Below are 14431 nucleotides of genomic sequence, written 5' to 3'. Positions count from 1 at the left end.
ACAGGATGGGGGGATTTCAGTTTTTCACAAAATTTTATTTTATGATTACGACAGGACATTTGGCATTTTCCACTACATATTGACTTACACTGCCTAGAAGAACACCCTTTACGACACCGAGGCCACGGCTGCCCATTACAATCATATTATTTTTATTTTCTTCAGCAAATTCCAGAATAGTTACTGAGGGAGAGCCTGTTTCTGAAAAAGCCTCTGCCGGAACATCATGTGGGACTTCTGCCAAAGCCTTATCCAAGATAGCATCTCCTGCTTTGGTGACAGCATCCAAAATAGCATCTGACAAGCATGCATTTATTGCCATCTGATTAATATTTGCAATATAAAGAAACTCTAATTTGGCTTTATATGCCTGCGCCAGGGTAATTGCAAAATCAACTGCCTTATTTGAACCCTCGGAACCATCCACCGGGACAAGAATTGTTTTTATGTCATCCATATGAATTCCTCCATTTTCTTCTTGTGCTTCTATAAATAATTATAATATAATTATTACGGATTGTCTATAATTGATCACGGGAGCCTGCCGCTGCAGGAAAATTTTATTACTGATATTTATTTGCCTGTCCAGCTGCGTTTGTTCACAAAAAACTGCTGAAGGATGCTGCGGCATTCATCTTCTCTCACACCTGCCCTTATCTCAATATCATGATTTAAAGCAGGATGTGTCAACAATGCAAATAATGAATCGACCGCCCCTAGCCGTGAATCGGCAGCCCCATAGACCAATCGCCCAATATTGCTCAGCAATATTGCACCAGCGCACATAGGACATGGTTCCAATGTAACATAGAGCGTCATATCATCGAGTCTGCGACGGCCCAGCACTTTACAAGCTTTTCTTATCACTAAAATTTCGGCATGCGCCGTGGCGTCCCGTGAATGTTCCTGCATATTGTAGCCTGTCGCAACCACATTCCCTTTTTTGTCCGCAATGACAGCACCTACCGGTACTTCATCCGCTGAAAAAGCCAAACGTGCACATTCCAATGCCCGCAGCATCATTTCCGCATCAGGTTTCCCTATCATTCAACTCCACCTTATATGGCATATCTTCTTGTTGGTTACTGGCGTCATGTAAAATTTTTTTGAAAGAGAGCGGCTTCTTTTTTTTATTTTTTCTCAAATCTCTATCATTTACAAATGATTTACCATTCCAATAATTCATTGTTATCTTACTGGTTCCAGTAATTTTTTCAATACGCGGTACCATAAAAAGCCCTCCTTTTTCCAATAAATCATGACGTTCAGTTTTTCCCACTGCTGACTAATGTCTAAGTGTCTATATCGCTCCTATATATTATATCGGCATTATATACGCACAACTAAAGTTCTCTGACGATTTAATAAAAAATTTTTATCCGTTGTTTTTTTTAATATCCATGAATAAAATACCACCGGTAATATTACCAGTGGTATTTTTCTCCGCGATTTATTTTAAATGCCCTGTATATTTGTTCAATCAGCAGCAGTTTCACCATCTGATGTGTAAAAGTCATCCTGGAAAAACTAATGCAAATGTCGGCCTTTCCCCGTAATTCATCAGATAAACCAAAAGCTCCGCCAATTACGAAAGCCAGATTGCTTTGTCCCTCAAGTGTCACAGTCCGTATCTTCTCTGCCAGCTCCTCAGACGAGAACTGTCTGCCATAAACATCAAGCACAAACAAAAAGTTATTTGCCGGAACTTGTTTCAATAATCTCTGCCCCTCAATGGTAAGAATCTTCTTCTTTTCGGCTAATGAAGGAGTCTCTGGCATTTTCTCTTCACTGATTTCCACTATATCCAACTGTGTAAACGGATGAAGACGTTTTGTAAACTCAGCAATCCCTGCGCGCAGATAACTTTCTTTTATCTTTCCCGCGCTAATTATCGTTATCTTCATTGATTATTTGCCGGCATTTCTTTCAGCTGTGCTGTTACTGTCATTTCACCGCCATTTCTCAATAATACAATTGAGACATTATCAGAGATTTTATGTGCTGCTATGGCATCGCGTAAATCACTGACTGTATTAATTGCCTTATTATCAATTTGTTCAATGATATCGCCACGCTGAATGCCTGCCGCAGCCGCCGGTCCATCTGCCGCCACTTGGGCTACATATACCCCTTTATCGATATTCAGCAAATAGCCATTCTTAGCTGCCGTTTCCTTATCAAAAACTCCTACACCAAGATAAGGACGAGATACATGCCCATTTGCTATTATTTGATCTACAATTGAGCTGACGGTATTTATAGGAATGGCAAACCCCATTCCTTCCACTCCATTAGCCGCAAGTTTAGCACTGTTTATCCCAATTACCAACCCGTCAGCATTTACCAGCGCACCACCTGAGTTGCCCGGATTAATGGCCGCATCAGTTTGTAGAAGCTTTACTCGTCCTTCACCAATATCCAATGTTCTATTCAAAGCACTTATCACACCAGCGGTAACACTGCCCTGAAATTCCAGCCCCATCGGATTCCCTATGGCAATAGCCGGTTCGCCTACCATTATATCGTCTGAATTACCAAATTTAGCTGTAGGCAGATCTTTGGCATCCACTTTTACCACAGCAATATCTGTTACAGGATCCGCTCCCACTAATTTTCCCGGCAAAGTGCGACCGTCAGAAAGTGATACGGTGATTTCCTTAGCTCCATCAATAACATGATTGTTGGTAACTATATATCCATCACTTTTAAAAATTACACCGGACCCAACGCCTTGGCTGACTTCTACCTGATTATTAAACCAATCACGTGCCACAGCCTTATTGGTTATACCTACTACCGCTGGTCCCACAGCCTTAGCGGCACGGACAATAGGTGTGTTTCTGGCATCAGAAACAGGTCCTGATGCTGTCTGAGCCATCTGTGAAGCTGTACCGGATGATGATGGACTGCCATTTTTTGCCGTTCCCAGTGAACAACCAGCCAATAAAACAATAGCAACAACCAGTATGCCTGCCAAAAAAGAAACCCCATGTGACAAATAAGATTTGTATTTCGGATTTTTTATCATATAACATCATCCTTTCATTACTGACCGTAAACAATATTTATTTTCAAACTCAAGATGATTTTTTGTCTGCTGACATCGTAACTATTTCGTCCTGCTTAGCCATTTTGATATCTATATCTTCTCCTAGCTTAATCCCCTGCTGCCACATGATATCAGTTATCGTTTTTTTAGCAATATCCGGCCGATTGTTTTCTTCGCTCATATGAGCCAAAAAAACATATGAATGCTGTTTTTTCATTCTTACCAAAGCCCACGCGGCATCACTATTAGAAAGATGCCCTTGTTTCCCCATTATGCGCCGCTTTAATGCCAGCGGATAATCACCGTTTTTCAGCATATCGATATCGTGGTTGGCTTCTAATACAAGTACATCCGAGTTGTCGATAGCTTCCTGAACATTACTAGTGACAAATCCCAAATCAGTTGCCACTGTGCATTTTTGCTGTCGCCCTTTTATACTGTAACCTACCGGATCTGCAGCATCATGCGAGATATTAAAAGCCTCCACAACAAGATTACCAATAGCAAATTTTTCCTTTATCGGATGCAGACATTCCAATGGTAGCTTATCAATACAATACATCGATTTAAAAGTAGCTAATCTGGAATAAACAGGCAAACCATACTTTTTACACAATGTCACCAACCCACTTACATGGTCACGATGTTCGTGAGTGACTACAATCCCCTCAATATCGCGGATATCTACGCCGATATCGCTAAGTGAATTGGTTATACGACGGGCACTGATTCCCGCATCCACCAATATAAGTGTATTATTTATTTCTACAAAAATTGAATTACCCTTACTGCCGCTGGCTAAAACAGAAACGTGCACAATTTAAGCCCCACATTCTTTATTATAATTGATTATATTTCAAAGAGATCAGCAAAGCTTAAAAGCAATTCCTGAACTCCAATGATTTTAATTATAACATTAAAAAAGCAGCCGCGGCAATTAAAGATGACAGGAATTCTTCTCCGATATATCAAGACATCTATCTTGATGCAACAAATCATATCAATAAATTATGACAAAAATATGACAATACACTATAAATTTGCACACGAAAATACCGCTTGACAAAATTGCCAAGCGGTATCGCTAAATTTGTATTCCTATATGATTAATTAGGCAACGCAAACATTAACAGCACGCATTTTGCTGCTGTCGCGGCTATCTGGTTCAGCATCGAAAGTTACTTTCTGGCCTTCTTCAAGGGTTTTGTAGCCATCAGCTTTGATAGCAGAGAAATGTACGAATAAATCGCCACTTCCATCATCATTAGTAATGAAACCATAGCCTTTACCAGCGTTAAACCATTTAACTGTTCCTGTCATTATATGAGTCCTCCTGAGAATAAAAATATTATATATTCAATAGAACCAAACAAAAAGCACATGCTCTTGTAAAACATCGAATTAACCAATCAATGACTTACAAGAGCATGTGAGTCCGTTGCCAATCTCTGAATACAGTCTTACTATATCATGCAGTAATCAAATTGTCAAATAAATATTTGCTTATTAATATGAGTTTTAATCAATATTTTACATAATTATTGAAATATATTGTATATTGTATTTTTTATTCTTATTAAATTCCATTGACTGCTGCACCTTAATTATGCAAACGTTCAATATTACAGTTATTACAAATCATCCTGTGTTGCCAAAAACCTTCCTATATGTTATCATCGAAATAAGAGCTGCAGCCGCAGCTCTTATTTTGTCTAAAGATTTACGGAGGTAATATGAAACAAACATATTCGTATCAGCAAAAGGCCCTGCAGTTTTTTGCTGTATTGCTGCCCATTTTTATAACACAGCTCTCCATAGTTTCTATCGGTTTTTTTGATACTATAATGTCCGGGCATGCAGGCGAACGTGAATTAGCCGGTGTAGCCATCGCCACTAATTTGTTCTTTCCTTTTTTCAACAGTAGTTTAGGAATTATTTCCGGCCTGACACCGACTATTGCTTACTTATACGGCGCAGGTCAGCATGAAAAAATACGTTTTGTTGTACAGCAGGGAATCTATTGGTCTTTCGGGTTAGCGATATTGTTCATTATCTTAGGTCTGTTGCTGGTAAAGCCACTTGCCCCGCTGCTTGGATTGGAACCGCGCGTCAACTATGTTTTTACTCATTTTTTAGCAATCATTGCCTTTGGTGTCTGTCCTATATTCATAGGCGCTGTACTGCGAAATTTTATAGACGCTCTGGGATTCACCAGATTAACCATGTGCATCACCATATGCACTGTCCCTATAAATATATTTCTCAATTATCTTTTCATTTTCGGTATCGGCGGTTTACCAGCGCTGGGCGGCATTGGTGCTGGTGTCGGCACTGCCATCACTTATTATTTAAATTTACTATTTAATATAATCGTAGTTACCTGTATATCTCCCTTTAAAGGTTATCACATATTTCGCAAGCTCCCCTATCCGTCATTGAAGGAGTGGCATCACCAATTATCAATCGGTATTCCTATCGGCAGCACTATTTTTTGTGAACAAAGTATCTTTGGTGCCGTCGGTCTTTTAATGACTACTTATGGCACCGTTGTTATCGCTGCCCATCAGTCGGCAATCAACTTCACTACGATGGTATATATGATACCTTTGAGTATCAGTATGGCTCTGACCATACTGGTTGGCTATGAATTAGGCGCAGGTCGTTTCCCTGACGCTAAAAGGTACAGCAGACTGGGACGAATACTTTCCTTGACTTTTGCCGCGGCTTTAGCTTCTGTCTTAGTGAACTTCCGCATGGAAATAGCTTCATTATACACCAATGATCCCGCTGTAAAGAGTCTATTGATATCTTTTCTCGTTTATGCCGTCTGTATGCAGCTTACCGATGGTATAAATGCCCCTTTGCAAGGGACTTTGCGGGGCTATAAGGATGTTAAAATCACATTTTATCTTGCTGTCCTTTCATATTGGCTGATTGGCCTGCCGTTCGGTTGGATACTGTCCACTTTCTTTAATATGGGACCTTATGGTTACTGGGTCGGACTCATTGCCGGTTTGCTCAGCGGAGCTATTTTGCTAATGCTTCGTCTAAGAATAGTAGAAAAAAACTTTCTGCAGAAAAATTTTGAATAACGAACTTCTAAAGAACTATTTATTCATTTTACCGGTTTTAATATACCATTTTTGTATAGCAGCATCAGATGATACAGATCATTTATTTGTTCTTGTATCTTTTCGCCCTCGTCAGTATCAGCGATTGTCGTTTGATAACTTTGCACTTCAATTGATTTGGAAACTGATTCAATATCTTCATTATCCATTATTGCCGCTTTTACATTAGTGAAGTTACGATGTTCTATCAGTCTTAGTCCACGTGAATTGGATACCAGTGTAAATCCCGCGATTCCTGTCTTCTTATGATAAGCCTGACAAAATCCCCCGTCGATTACTATGGCCTTGCCATTTGCCTTAATCGGGCTTTCACCGTCTTTCACCTTAATAGGTACATGTCCGTTTATTATATGTCCATGTTTCGCATCAAGACCAAATTCTTCTAATATCTGTCGACAGAACCATTCTTTGTCATAATAATAAAAATAGGCATTTGATTCTTCTTCCCAAAGCGCCTTATCCAAAGTAAATGTCCGTTCAAAGATCTTCATTCTTCGTCCTGATACAGGTGAATTTATACCACACCACAAATACCACATAAAGTCTGTTGCTGTCTGGTTTCTTTCCCCAAAGTACGCTTGACGTATTTTTTGGTCTACACAGTCAAGATATGCACGCCCACTGTAATTTTTTCCATCCAGGCGAATTGTTTTCAATCTGCCTTCCTTATCGACCGGAACGCAGCCGTGAAATAGTAAATTACCATTATAACATTTATAAAGACTCCCTTTTTGATAAAGGAATTGTATATGACGCCGTAACTGCGAACTTTCTATAAAAGATGAACGCAGATTTTTAATTATAGCGCATTCATCTTCAGTCAGGGCAAACGGGTCCTGCGGATCGATAGTCGGAAAATCTTTAATACTGAGTTCATACTTTTTGCCATTCAAAACAAAGTATTTATTCTTATAGTCTATTTTATCAAGTAATATTCTCGATTCCATACCAAACTCCGGATTACGTTTAATTAACCGGTATTCTTCCTTGAATAAAATAATGGCTATTGCCTTTTGCGCCGCATCATTAGGATTATCATCAGGATAAAGTCTTGCCGCGAATAGAAATAACGGTCGCACACTTATTGCATAACCTCTTTCTAAGACATCAACATTATTATATCTCAGGGTTATTCGCACAACTTCGGCTATGCAAGTCTCACTGCCGCATGCTGCTCCCATCCACAGCACATCATGATTGCCCCATTGGATGTCCACACTATAGTGTTTCATCAACATATCCAAAATGGCATCCGGGCGCTTACCACGATCAAAGAAATCTCCAACTATGTGAAGCCTGGCAACAGCTAGTCTTTTAATCAATACTGTAAACGCGAAAATAAAATCGTTGCCGCTGCCGATGCTTATAAGGGTATCAAGCATTTTCTGCCGATATACCCTCGGTACATAATCAGCATCAGGCCGGCCGCGCAGTAATTCATCAATTATGTATCCATAGCCTTGTGGGATGGCTGTATTAATTTCCCTTGGCTGGTATTTGTATGACATAAATTTGGCTAAATCGAGAAGATTCAAAATAGTCTTTTTATAGTATTTAGGAGAAAGATGTTTATTTTTTTTCATCGCTGCCAATTTTTCTTTAGGATAATAAATAAGTGTGCAAAAATCAGCCATTTCTTCCTCATTCATTTTTTCAGCGAACACTTTTTCAACTTTTTCCTTAATTACTCCTGAGCAATTATTAAGAATGTGAAAAAAAGATTCATATTCACCGTGCAAATCACTCATAAAATGTTCTGTAGGTTTTGGCAGGCTTAGTACCCCGTTTAAATGAATAAGTTCCGCATAGACCGATTGACGTGTAGGATATTTTTCTGCCAATAGTTTGAGATATTTGTACTTTTGATCTTGATCATTCATGCTTATTCTCCTATTCAGTTTTCTATTACAATAAAAGCAGTCTAAAGTCCTTCTTATTAAACATATCATTTTCCAGCACTGATGTAAATATCAAAGATATATATTGATATTATATATCATATTTTTTACAATATAATATGGTTTCATTTAAAATATAGCCAAGTTTATTTTTCTTATATAATAACTAAATCATTGCAAGATACAATCGTTTAAAGGTATTAGTAAATGAAATATATAATATTATTTTTTATCTGGCATATAAGTAACGATTAAAATAATACTATATTCATAACGCTTTCATTTATTTCTTTGTTATTGCCTTAAATTGCACAGTGTGTATGCTATAATGATAAATATAAAGTTTTAAAAGGATGGTATCAGATGCTCACACCACGATTAAAAGCTGTGGCCGATTTTGTCCCACTGAATGTTCGCCTTGCCGATATTGGTACTGATCATGCCAATCTGCCGATTTTTCTGATGAATTTACATAAGATCACTGCCGCTATTGCTGTCGACGTTCGTGAAGGTCCTTTTTCCACTGCCCAGTCAGCTGTAACACAGCACAATCTTACCCGGCAGATCGAAGTCCGACTTGGCAGCGGCTTATCTGTCATACATCCTAATGAAGTCGATATAGCAGTCTTTGCCGGCATGGGTGGCACACTTATCACCAATTTATTAAAAGCCTCTTCGGCAACGGTTGCTTCTCTTCACGGCCTTATTTTGCAGCCGCAGCTCGCTGCTGAAAAACTGCGGCGTTATATTTATGAAATTGGCTGGCATATAGAAGCTGAAACATTAGCAAAAGAACAGCACCATATCTATCAAATCATCTATGCCATACCCGGCAGGCGAGAAATGCCTGATAGCGTTTCTCTTGAAATAGGTCCGATGTTATTAAGGGAAAGACCACCTTTATTTTCCCTTCACCTTGATGTATTATTGCACCGCAATAAAAAAATAGCAGCTGAACTGGCAAATTCGCAGCTGCCAAAAAATAAACTTGCCCGCAGAAACTTATTAACCCTGATTAATGATTTGGAGTTGAATAAATATGATAAAATGCCAGGTTATAATGGATGCAATGGAAAAAATAGCTCCTCGCATATTAGCTGAAGAATGGGATAATCCCGGCTTGCTGCTCGGCAGCCCTTCCCAGACAGTAAATAAAATCATTATCTGCCTTGACGTCAATTCCCAGGTGGTAGAAAAAGCAATCACCGAAAAATGTGATTTAATAATATCCCATCACCCTTTTATCTTTCATGCCATCAAAAAAATACGGACTGATTTGCCTCAGGGACATTTAATACAAAAACTTCTGCAAAACAATATCGCCGTATTTGCAGCGCATACTAACCTTGATAGTGCACACGGTGGCATCAATGATTTATTATGTGAACTGTGGAACCTGCATGATGTTGCTCCACTTGACATAAGTTTTCAAGAGGAGCTTGTCAAATTAGTTGTATTCGTTCCGGAAGCCCATGCCGAAAAAGTTCGTCTTGCACTTGGCAAGGCTGGTGCCGGTTTCATTGGCAACTATTCCCATTGCAGTTTCGTGAGTGAAGGTACCGGACATTTTTTACCACTTGAAGGTACCCATCCGTTTATCGGTAAAATAGGTAAAATTGCTGCCGTAAAAGAAATAAAAGTAGAAACTATTTTACCATTAAAAATAAAAGACAGGGTAATTAAAGCCATGTTAAAAACACATCCTTACGAAGAACCAGCTTATGAAATATATCCCCTAAAAACAAACGGCGATATAACCGGACTAGGAAGAATCGGTGAATTACCCGAAGAAACATCTTTTGTCGATTTTGCCGCTGCCGTAAAGGCTAGTCTGCCGGCTAATAACATTCGTATCGTTAAAGTCAATGATAAAAAAATCAAAAAAGTCGCTTTATGCAGCGGTGCCGGTGCAGAGTTCATCGACAAAGCAAAAATGATGGGCGCTGATGTCTATATTACCGGTGACGTTAAATATCATGAAGCACAGCGGGCTCAAGATTTAGGCATTAATTTAATCGACGGTGGGCACTTTGGAACCGAATACCCAATAGTCAGCGCATTATCTGCCGAGCTTCAAACCCTTGCCCAGGAAAACGCCTGGCAAATAAAAATTATTTATGACCAAAATACCCGTGATCCGTTTGAAACTTTATAATAATTTATGCCACTGGACAATTTTTATGATATAGTATATTATGTTGTTTTGATCATGAAAGAACTTATAAAGGATGATTCGAATTATGCGTATACTGGCAAAAACTTATCAAGTGAGGAGTCTCAACTTTTTCTTATCTGCTTTAATTTTTTATATCTGCTTAATTGTATTTTATATAAATATTGGGGAAGATATGGCTCCAATTAATTATCTGGTATATTTTTTACCGACTATAGCAGCTTTATGTCTTATGCAGTACGCAACAGCTGCCAGCATGTTTTCTCTTGATTATCTGCCGCATCTTATCGTCGGACTGGCATGGTGCATTACCTTCCCGCTGCTGTATTCCTGGACATACCATACAGCATGGTATATTTCGGAAATCCGCATTGACTTTCTCTTTGGTACAGGATTATTCGTTTTGCTCACCACACTTCAGACACTATGCTATTTCCCCCGTCACTACCCCAGAGTCATAGCTGCTGTTTTTGCTATTTTAGATATTCTTTGTTTATTGATTCCTTTTTTAGAAATTTCATACTATTGTATTTATCAGCATTGCCTCTCACCTGCCTCTTTGATGGCATTATATTTAACCAATCCTCAAGAAGCGATTGATTTTCTGCAGTCAAACGTCACTGTTCCTGCTTTCATCGGGACTGTTGCCGGTGTCTGTTTTTTCTTTTATTTGGCTTATCGGGCAAACAGAGATTATTTAATAAAAGCTCAATCCGTCACATATAGTTTAAAAAAACGTATTATCTTGTCCGTCACGGCAATATTTATGTTTGGTTATTTATTTTTCTTTCTTTTTTCACAGACATCAATAATAACCAATTGGACAGAAGTATCTGATTATGTGCACCAAAATGAACGTTACAGTACTAATTATGTGGAACGATTTAACGATTTAAAGCTAAATAACAGTACTGCCACTTTAGCCCAAACCAATCCGGGTACGGTCATAATGGTCATTGGTGAATCTGCTTCCCGTAACTACATGAAAGCTTATACCCCTGATTTTCCTTATGATGACACCCCCTGGCTGCAGCAGCGTATGCAAGATCCCAATTTTGTCGTATTTCGCAATGTTTATTCGTCATGGGTTCAGACAGTACAAGTGCTGCAGCGTGCCTTAACAGAACAAAGCCAATATAATAATAAACAGTTCTTTAACTCAACTTCGGTAATAGACGTCGCTAAAAAGGCTGGTTATGATACTTATTGGTTCAGCAATCAGGGCCGTTACGGCCAATACGACAGTGCTATTACGTTGGTCGCCAAAACTGCCGATTATGCTAAATGGACTGATGATTCCTACGTGTTTACCGATAAGTTTGACGATTCCCTGCTTAATTTTTTACCAGAAGTTGACCCCAATAAAAATAACTTTGTTGTTTTACATCTTATGGGAAGCCATATTTATTATAACAATCGTTATCCGGCTGAATTTGAAAAATGGCAGGATGAAGAAGGTAATCCTAATCAAGCCTCTTATGCTAACAGCATACTCTATACCGACTATATCTTATCCCAAATCTATAACTATGCTAAAGAACATCTCCATCTACAAGCAATGATCTATTATTCCGATCACGGTGAAGATATCAATATCTCGCATAATCCTGATGTTTTTCGCTTTGATATGGTTCGGATTCCTATGTTTGTCTATCTGTCGAATGAATATCAAAAATCTTATCCGGTGCAGACTAAAGCACTTAAACACAATGAAAAACAATTTTTTACTAATGATATGGTCTATGATACTGTCTGCGGTATTTTGAATGCACCTTCCAATCGTTATGATGTCGGGCAGGATTTTTCCTCTCCACAATATCGTTTCAATCTGCAGAATCTGACTACTATGTTAGGTGAAAGGAAATTGACTGATGATCCGTATTTAAAATAAAGCTTTTTATATACAGCAAAACAAGACTGTTATACATAAACGACACTGAATTTATAAAAATGCCGTTTATATATGACAGTCTTTTTTATCATATAATATTTTCTTAATACAACGTTTGTCATATTATTATGACAAACGTTGTTCTTGTTGGCATAATAATCAGATTATATAATTAACTCAAGAAACAAAGAACATTATTCCTACAATATTTCTAAACATGCGACCTGATAATATGTAGATTTTATAAGGGAAGTGATTTATATCATCACGAATGAACGTCGTCAAAAATTACTCAAAATACTAAAAACCACTTTTGATGATGCCCCGATAACAATATTCAAGCTATCTACACTTCTTCAAGTCTCTGCCCGCACTATCCGCTACGATTTGAATTTTCTAAAGGATGATATAACTGCTGAAGGTTTTGTACTCCATAAAAAATCACGCAAGGGCATCTGGCTGGAGCAGCCACTTACAGCCATAAAAACCACAATCGCGTCCTCTAATAATGATGACTATATACTAAGTCATAAAGAGCGCTATGACATGATAATTGTAGCCTTATTGGACGAAACTAACGTTGCCATAGATGATTTAGCCAATCATATCAAGGTCAGCAGAAATACTCTGCTATCTGATCTAAAAAATGTACAACAAATTCTCATAAAACGAAACCTGCAATATAATTCTAAACGTGGTCTAGGTATTTGGGCACAAGGCAAAGAACAAGATATCAGGGATATGCTGATTCATATCTTTTCCAAATATTTATACGATTTTCGCAAATTCAATGCAAAAAAAGAATATTTTTGGGGGATACAAAAAGTTTTTTGTCAATATACCGCAAAACTCCCTGTACAAAAAACTGCCATACATTTTCTCAATATTATAAAAGAAAAAAACATTGTGGAAAACGATACTTCTACTAACCGCATGATTTGCGCTTTAATAGTACAAATCAAACGACTGCAGCAAAATTACCTGATCCCGAGGGGCAAGCCTATCGACTTTCTTTCAGATGAAGGTGAACAGTTAAAAGAACTATCCCGCACTATTGCCGATGAAATGAAAATTTATGATTCCCGTATAAATACTCCGACAGAAATTGAGTTCATTATGAAGGAACTCCTTCATAGTCGAATATACTTTCCCAACACATTGCCTAAACAAATTCTGCCGAACGACTCCAGCTTAAAAGCTATCAGTATGGCTAAAGATTTTATCAAATATGTGCAGGTATGGCTGGGTGATATCTATATGGATGATGATGAGCTCATTTATAATCTGGCAGTTCATTTGCAACCGGCTATCGAGCGGGCCCATTGTGGTATTGTCCTTACAAATCCCCTATTACTGCAGATCAGGACACAATACAGCGATCTTTTTATGATAGCGCGCAGGGCTGCCATGCAATTAGGGAAAAAAATGCACATCAAGCTTTCTGAAGACGAAATAGGATATCTGACCATTCATCTGGGAGCAGCAGTAGAACGGCACAAAATACGACGCACAAAAAAATTATCAGTTTTGTTGGTGTGCGGTAACGGTGTAGGTACGGCCAATCTTTTGTCAAATACTTTGAAAAGCCGTATTCCTTATATTTATATAAAAGAAATACTTTCGTTATACAAGCTGGATGAGCAAAACCTCTCTGACATCGATATCATTATTAGTACCGTGTCGCTGGACATCACCGGCAAAGCTGTTTTACGAGTATCACCGATTCTTACCGAAGCTGAAATAAGTGTCATTGAAGGACAGCTTAATTATTTTTACAACAAAAAAATTACACCAAAACCTGTAAATGCAATATCTTCACCTCAAAAAAATGGTTTGGCATCATTACTTACAAAAAACATGATAGCCCTCGATGTAGCCGTTCCAGATTGGCAGGCAGCAATTCGGGCGGCCGGTGCTCTGTTAGTAAGAGCCGATGCAGTTACTGAAGAATATGTAAACAAAATGGTTCAATGTATCAATGATATAGGCCCGTATATTATAGTATGCCCTGGTGTAGCTATGCCGCACGCCCGCTATGACGACGGTGCGAAAAAAGTCGCTGTAAGTTTTATAAGACTAAAAAAGGCCGTATATTTTGACGCAGATTGCCAAAAACCTGTAGATTTAATATTTGCCTTTTCAACAATAAATGAAAAAGATCACCTGCACCTGATTACGGATTTATGGAAAGTATTTACAAATAAAAAAATCCTGAAGCAGTTACGAATTGCCAATACTTATCTTGATATTCATCATTTTATTCAAAATTTTCTTAACTAAGGATGTGAA

At 38.3% G+C, this 14431-nt stretch carries 13 protein-coding genes; 5 read left to right on the top strand and 8 right to left on the bottom strand.

What is annotated here, in order from left to right; translation table 11 throughout:
* Nucleotides 1-34 precede the first annotated feature (34 nt).
* From I6751_RS06085 to I6751_RS06055, 7 genes are all read right to left on the bottom strand, one after another.
* Nucleotides 35-457 (bottom strand): universal stress protein, encoded by a 423-nt coding sequence (locus I6751_RS06085; protein WP_182186883.1) that lies wholly within the window; start codon nt 455-457, stop codon nt 35-37.
* A 116-nt stretch (nt 458-573) separates the two neighbouring features.
* Nucleotides 574-1047: a tRNA adenosine(34) deaminase TadA gene (gene tadA, locus I6751_RS06080; protein ID WP_330998210.1), complete on the bottom strand. Its 474-nt coding sequence runs from the start codon at nt 1045-1047 to the stop codon at nt 574-576.
* Complete coding sequence (locus I6751_RS06075; RefSeq protein WP_182186884.1) at nt 1031-1231, bottom strand: hypothetical protein; 201 nt, start codon at nt 1229-1231, stop codon at nt 1031-1033. The genes tadA and I6751_RS06075 overlap by 17 nt, the downstream gene beginning before the upstream one ends.
* Nucleotides 1232-1424: 193 nt before the next feature.
* The gene (gene rlmH / locus I6751_RS06070) at nt 1425-1904 is read right to left on the bottom strand and encodes a 23S rRNA (pseudouridine(1915)-N(3))-methyltransferase RlmH (RefSeq protein ID WP_182186886.1); all 480 of its coding nucleotides are present in this window, start codon (nt 1902-1904) and stop codon (nt 1425-1427) included.
* On the bottom strand, nt 1901-3028 hold the full coding sequence (locus tag I6751_RS06065) for a S1C family serine protease (protein WP_182186888.1): 1128 nt from the start codon (nt 3026-3028) through the stop codon (nt 1901-1903). The genes rlmH and I6751_RS06065 overlap by 4 nt, the downstream gene beginning before the upstream one ends.
* A gap of 49 nt (nt 3029-3077) precedes the next feature.
* Complete coding sequence (locus I6751_RS06060; protein ID WP_182186890.1) at nt 3078-3866, bottom strand: MBL fold metallo-hydrolase; 789 nt, start codon at nt 3864-3866, stop codon at nt 3078-3080.
* Between the two features lie 293 nt (nt 3867-4159).
* Entirely contained in the window at nt 4160-4369 is a 210-nt protein-coding gene (locus I6751_RS06055; RefSeq protein ID WP_182186892.1) for a cold-shock protein, read from the bottom strand.
* A gap of 413 nt (nt 4370-4782) precedes the next feature.
* On the opposite strand from I6751_RS06055, the gene I6751_RS06050 reads away from it, so the two are divergent.
* On the top strand, nt 4783-6141 hold the full coding sequence (locus tag I6751_RS06050; RefSeq protein ID WP_196592209.1) for an MATE family efflux transporter: 1359 nt from the start codon (nt 4783-4785) through the stop codon (nt 6139-6141).
* A gap of 23 nt (nt 6142-6164) precedes the next feature.
* On the opposite strand, the gene I6751_RS06045 is transcribed toward I6751_RS06050, so the two are convergent.
* The gene (locus I6751_RS06045) at nt 6165-8060 is read right to left on the bottom strand and encodes a fructose-1,6-bisphosphatase (protein WP_196592208.1); all 1896 of its coding nucleotides are present in this window, start codon (nt 8058-8060) and stop codon (nt 6165-6167) included.
* Nucleotides 8061-8441: 381 nt separating this feature from the next.
* Between I6751_RS06045 and I6751_RS06040 the strand changes: the two genes are divergently transcribed.
* From I6751_RS06040 to I6751_RS06025, 4 genes are all read left to right on the top strand, one after another.
* Complete coding sequence (locus I6751_RS06040; protein WP_196592207.1) at nt 8442-9179, top strand: tRNA (adenine(22)-N(1))-methyltransferase; 738 nt, start codon at nt 8442-8444, stop codon at nt 9177-9179.
* Entirely contained in the window at nt 9118-10233 is a 1116-nt protein-coding gene (locus tag I6751_RS06035; protein ID WP_196592206.1) for a Nif3-like dinuclear metal center hexameric protein, read from the top strand. The genes I6751_RS06040 and I6751_RS06035 overlap by 62 nt, the downstream gene beginning before the upstream one ends.
* Before the next feature lie 193 nt (nt 10234-10426).
* The gene (locus I6751_RS06030) at nt 10427-12142 is read left to right on the top strand and encodes a phosphoethanolamine transferase (protein ID WP_182186908.1); all 1716 of its coding nucleotides are present in this window, start codon (nt 10427-10429) and stop codon (nt 12140-12142) included.
* 252 nt (nt 12143-12394) lie between these two features.
* Nucleotides 12395-14422: a BglG family transcription antiterminator gene (locus I6751_RS06025; protein WP_196592205.1), complete on the top strand. Its 2028-nt coding sequence runs from the start codon at nt 12395-12397 to the stop codon at nt 14420-14422.
* Nucleotides 14423-14431 lie beyond the last annotated feature (9 nt).

It is taken from the genome of Pectinatus frisingensis (assembly GCF_015732285.1).
Classification (GTDB): Bacteria; Bacillota; Negativicutes; order Selenomonadales; family Selenomonadaceae; genus Pectinatus; species Pectinatus frisingensis.
Note: the sequence above shows the minus strand (reverse complement) of the source record. Positions and strands in the feature narration are given on the sequence as shown.

Coding starts and splice junctions, on each gene's coding strand:
- I6751_RS06050 (WP_196592209.1), top strand. CDS start 4,783: ATGAAACAAACATATTCGTATCAGCAAAAGGCCCTGCAGTTTTTTGCT.
- I6751_RS06055 (WP_182186892.1), bottom strand. CDS start 4,369: ATGACAGGAACAGTTAAATGGTTTAACGCTGGTAAAGGCTATGGTTTC.
- I6751_RS06030 (WP_182186908.1), top strand. CDS start 10,427: ATGGCTCCAATTAATTATCTGGTATATTTTTTACCGACTATAGCAGCT.
- I6751_RS06075 (WP_182186884.1), bottom strand. CDS start 1,231: ATGGTACCGCGTATTGAAAAAATTACTGGAACCAGTAAGATAACAATG.
- I6751_RS06040 (WP_196592207.1), top strand. CDS start 8,442: ATGCTCACACCACGATTAAAAGCTGTGGCCGATTTTGTCCCACTGAAT.
- tadA (WP_330998210.1), bottom strand. CDS start 1,047: ATGATAGGGAAACCTGATGCGGAAATGATGCTGCGGGCATTGGAATGT.
- I6751_RS06085 (WP_182186883.1), bottom strand. CDS start 457: ATGGATGACATAAAAACAATTCTTGTCCCGGTGGATGGTTCCGAGGGT.
- I6751_RS06045 (WP_196592208.1), bottom strand. CDS start 8,060: ATGAATGATCAAGATCAAAAGTACAAATATCTCAAACTATTGGCAGAA.
- I6751_RS06035 (WP_196592206.1), top strand. CDS start 9,118: ATGATAAAATGCCAGGTTATAATGGATGCAATGGAAAAAATAGCTCCT.
- rlmH (WP_182186886.1), bottom strand. CDS start 1,904: ATGAAGATAACGATAATTAGCGCGGGAAAGATAAAAGAAAGTTATCTG.
- I6751_RS06065 (WP_182186888.1), bottom strand. CDS start 3,028: ATGATAAAAAATCCGAAATACAAATCTTATTTGTCACATGGGGTTTCT.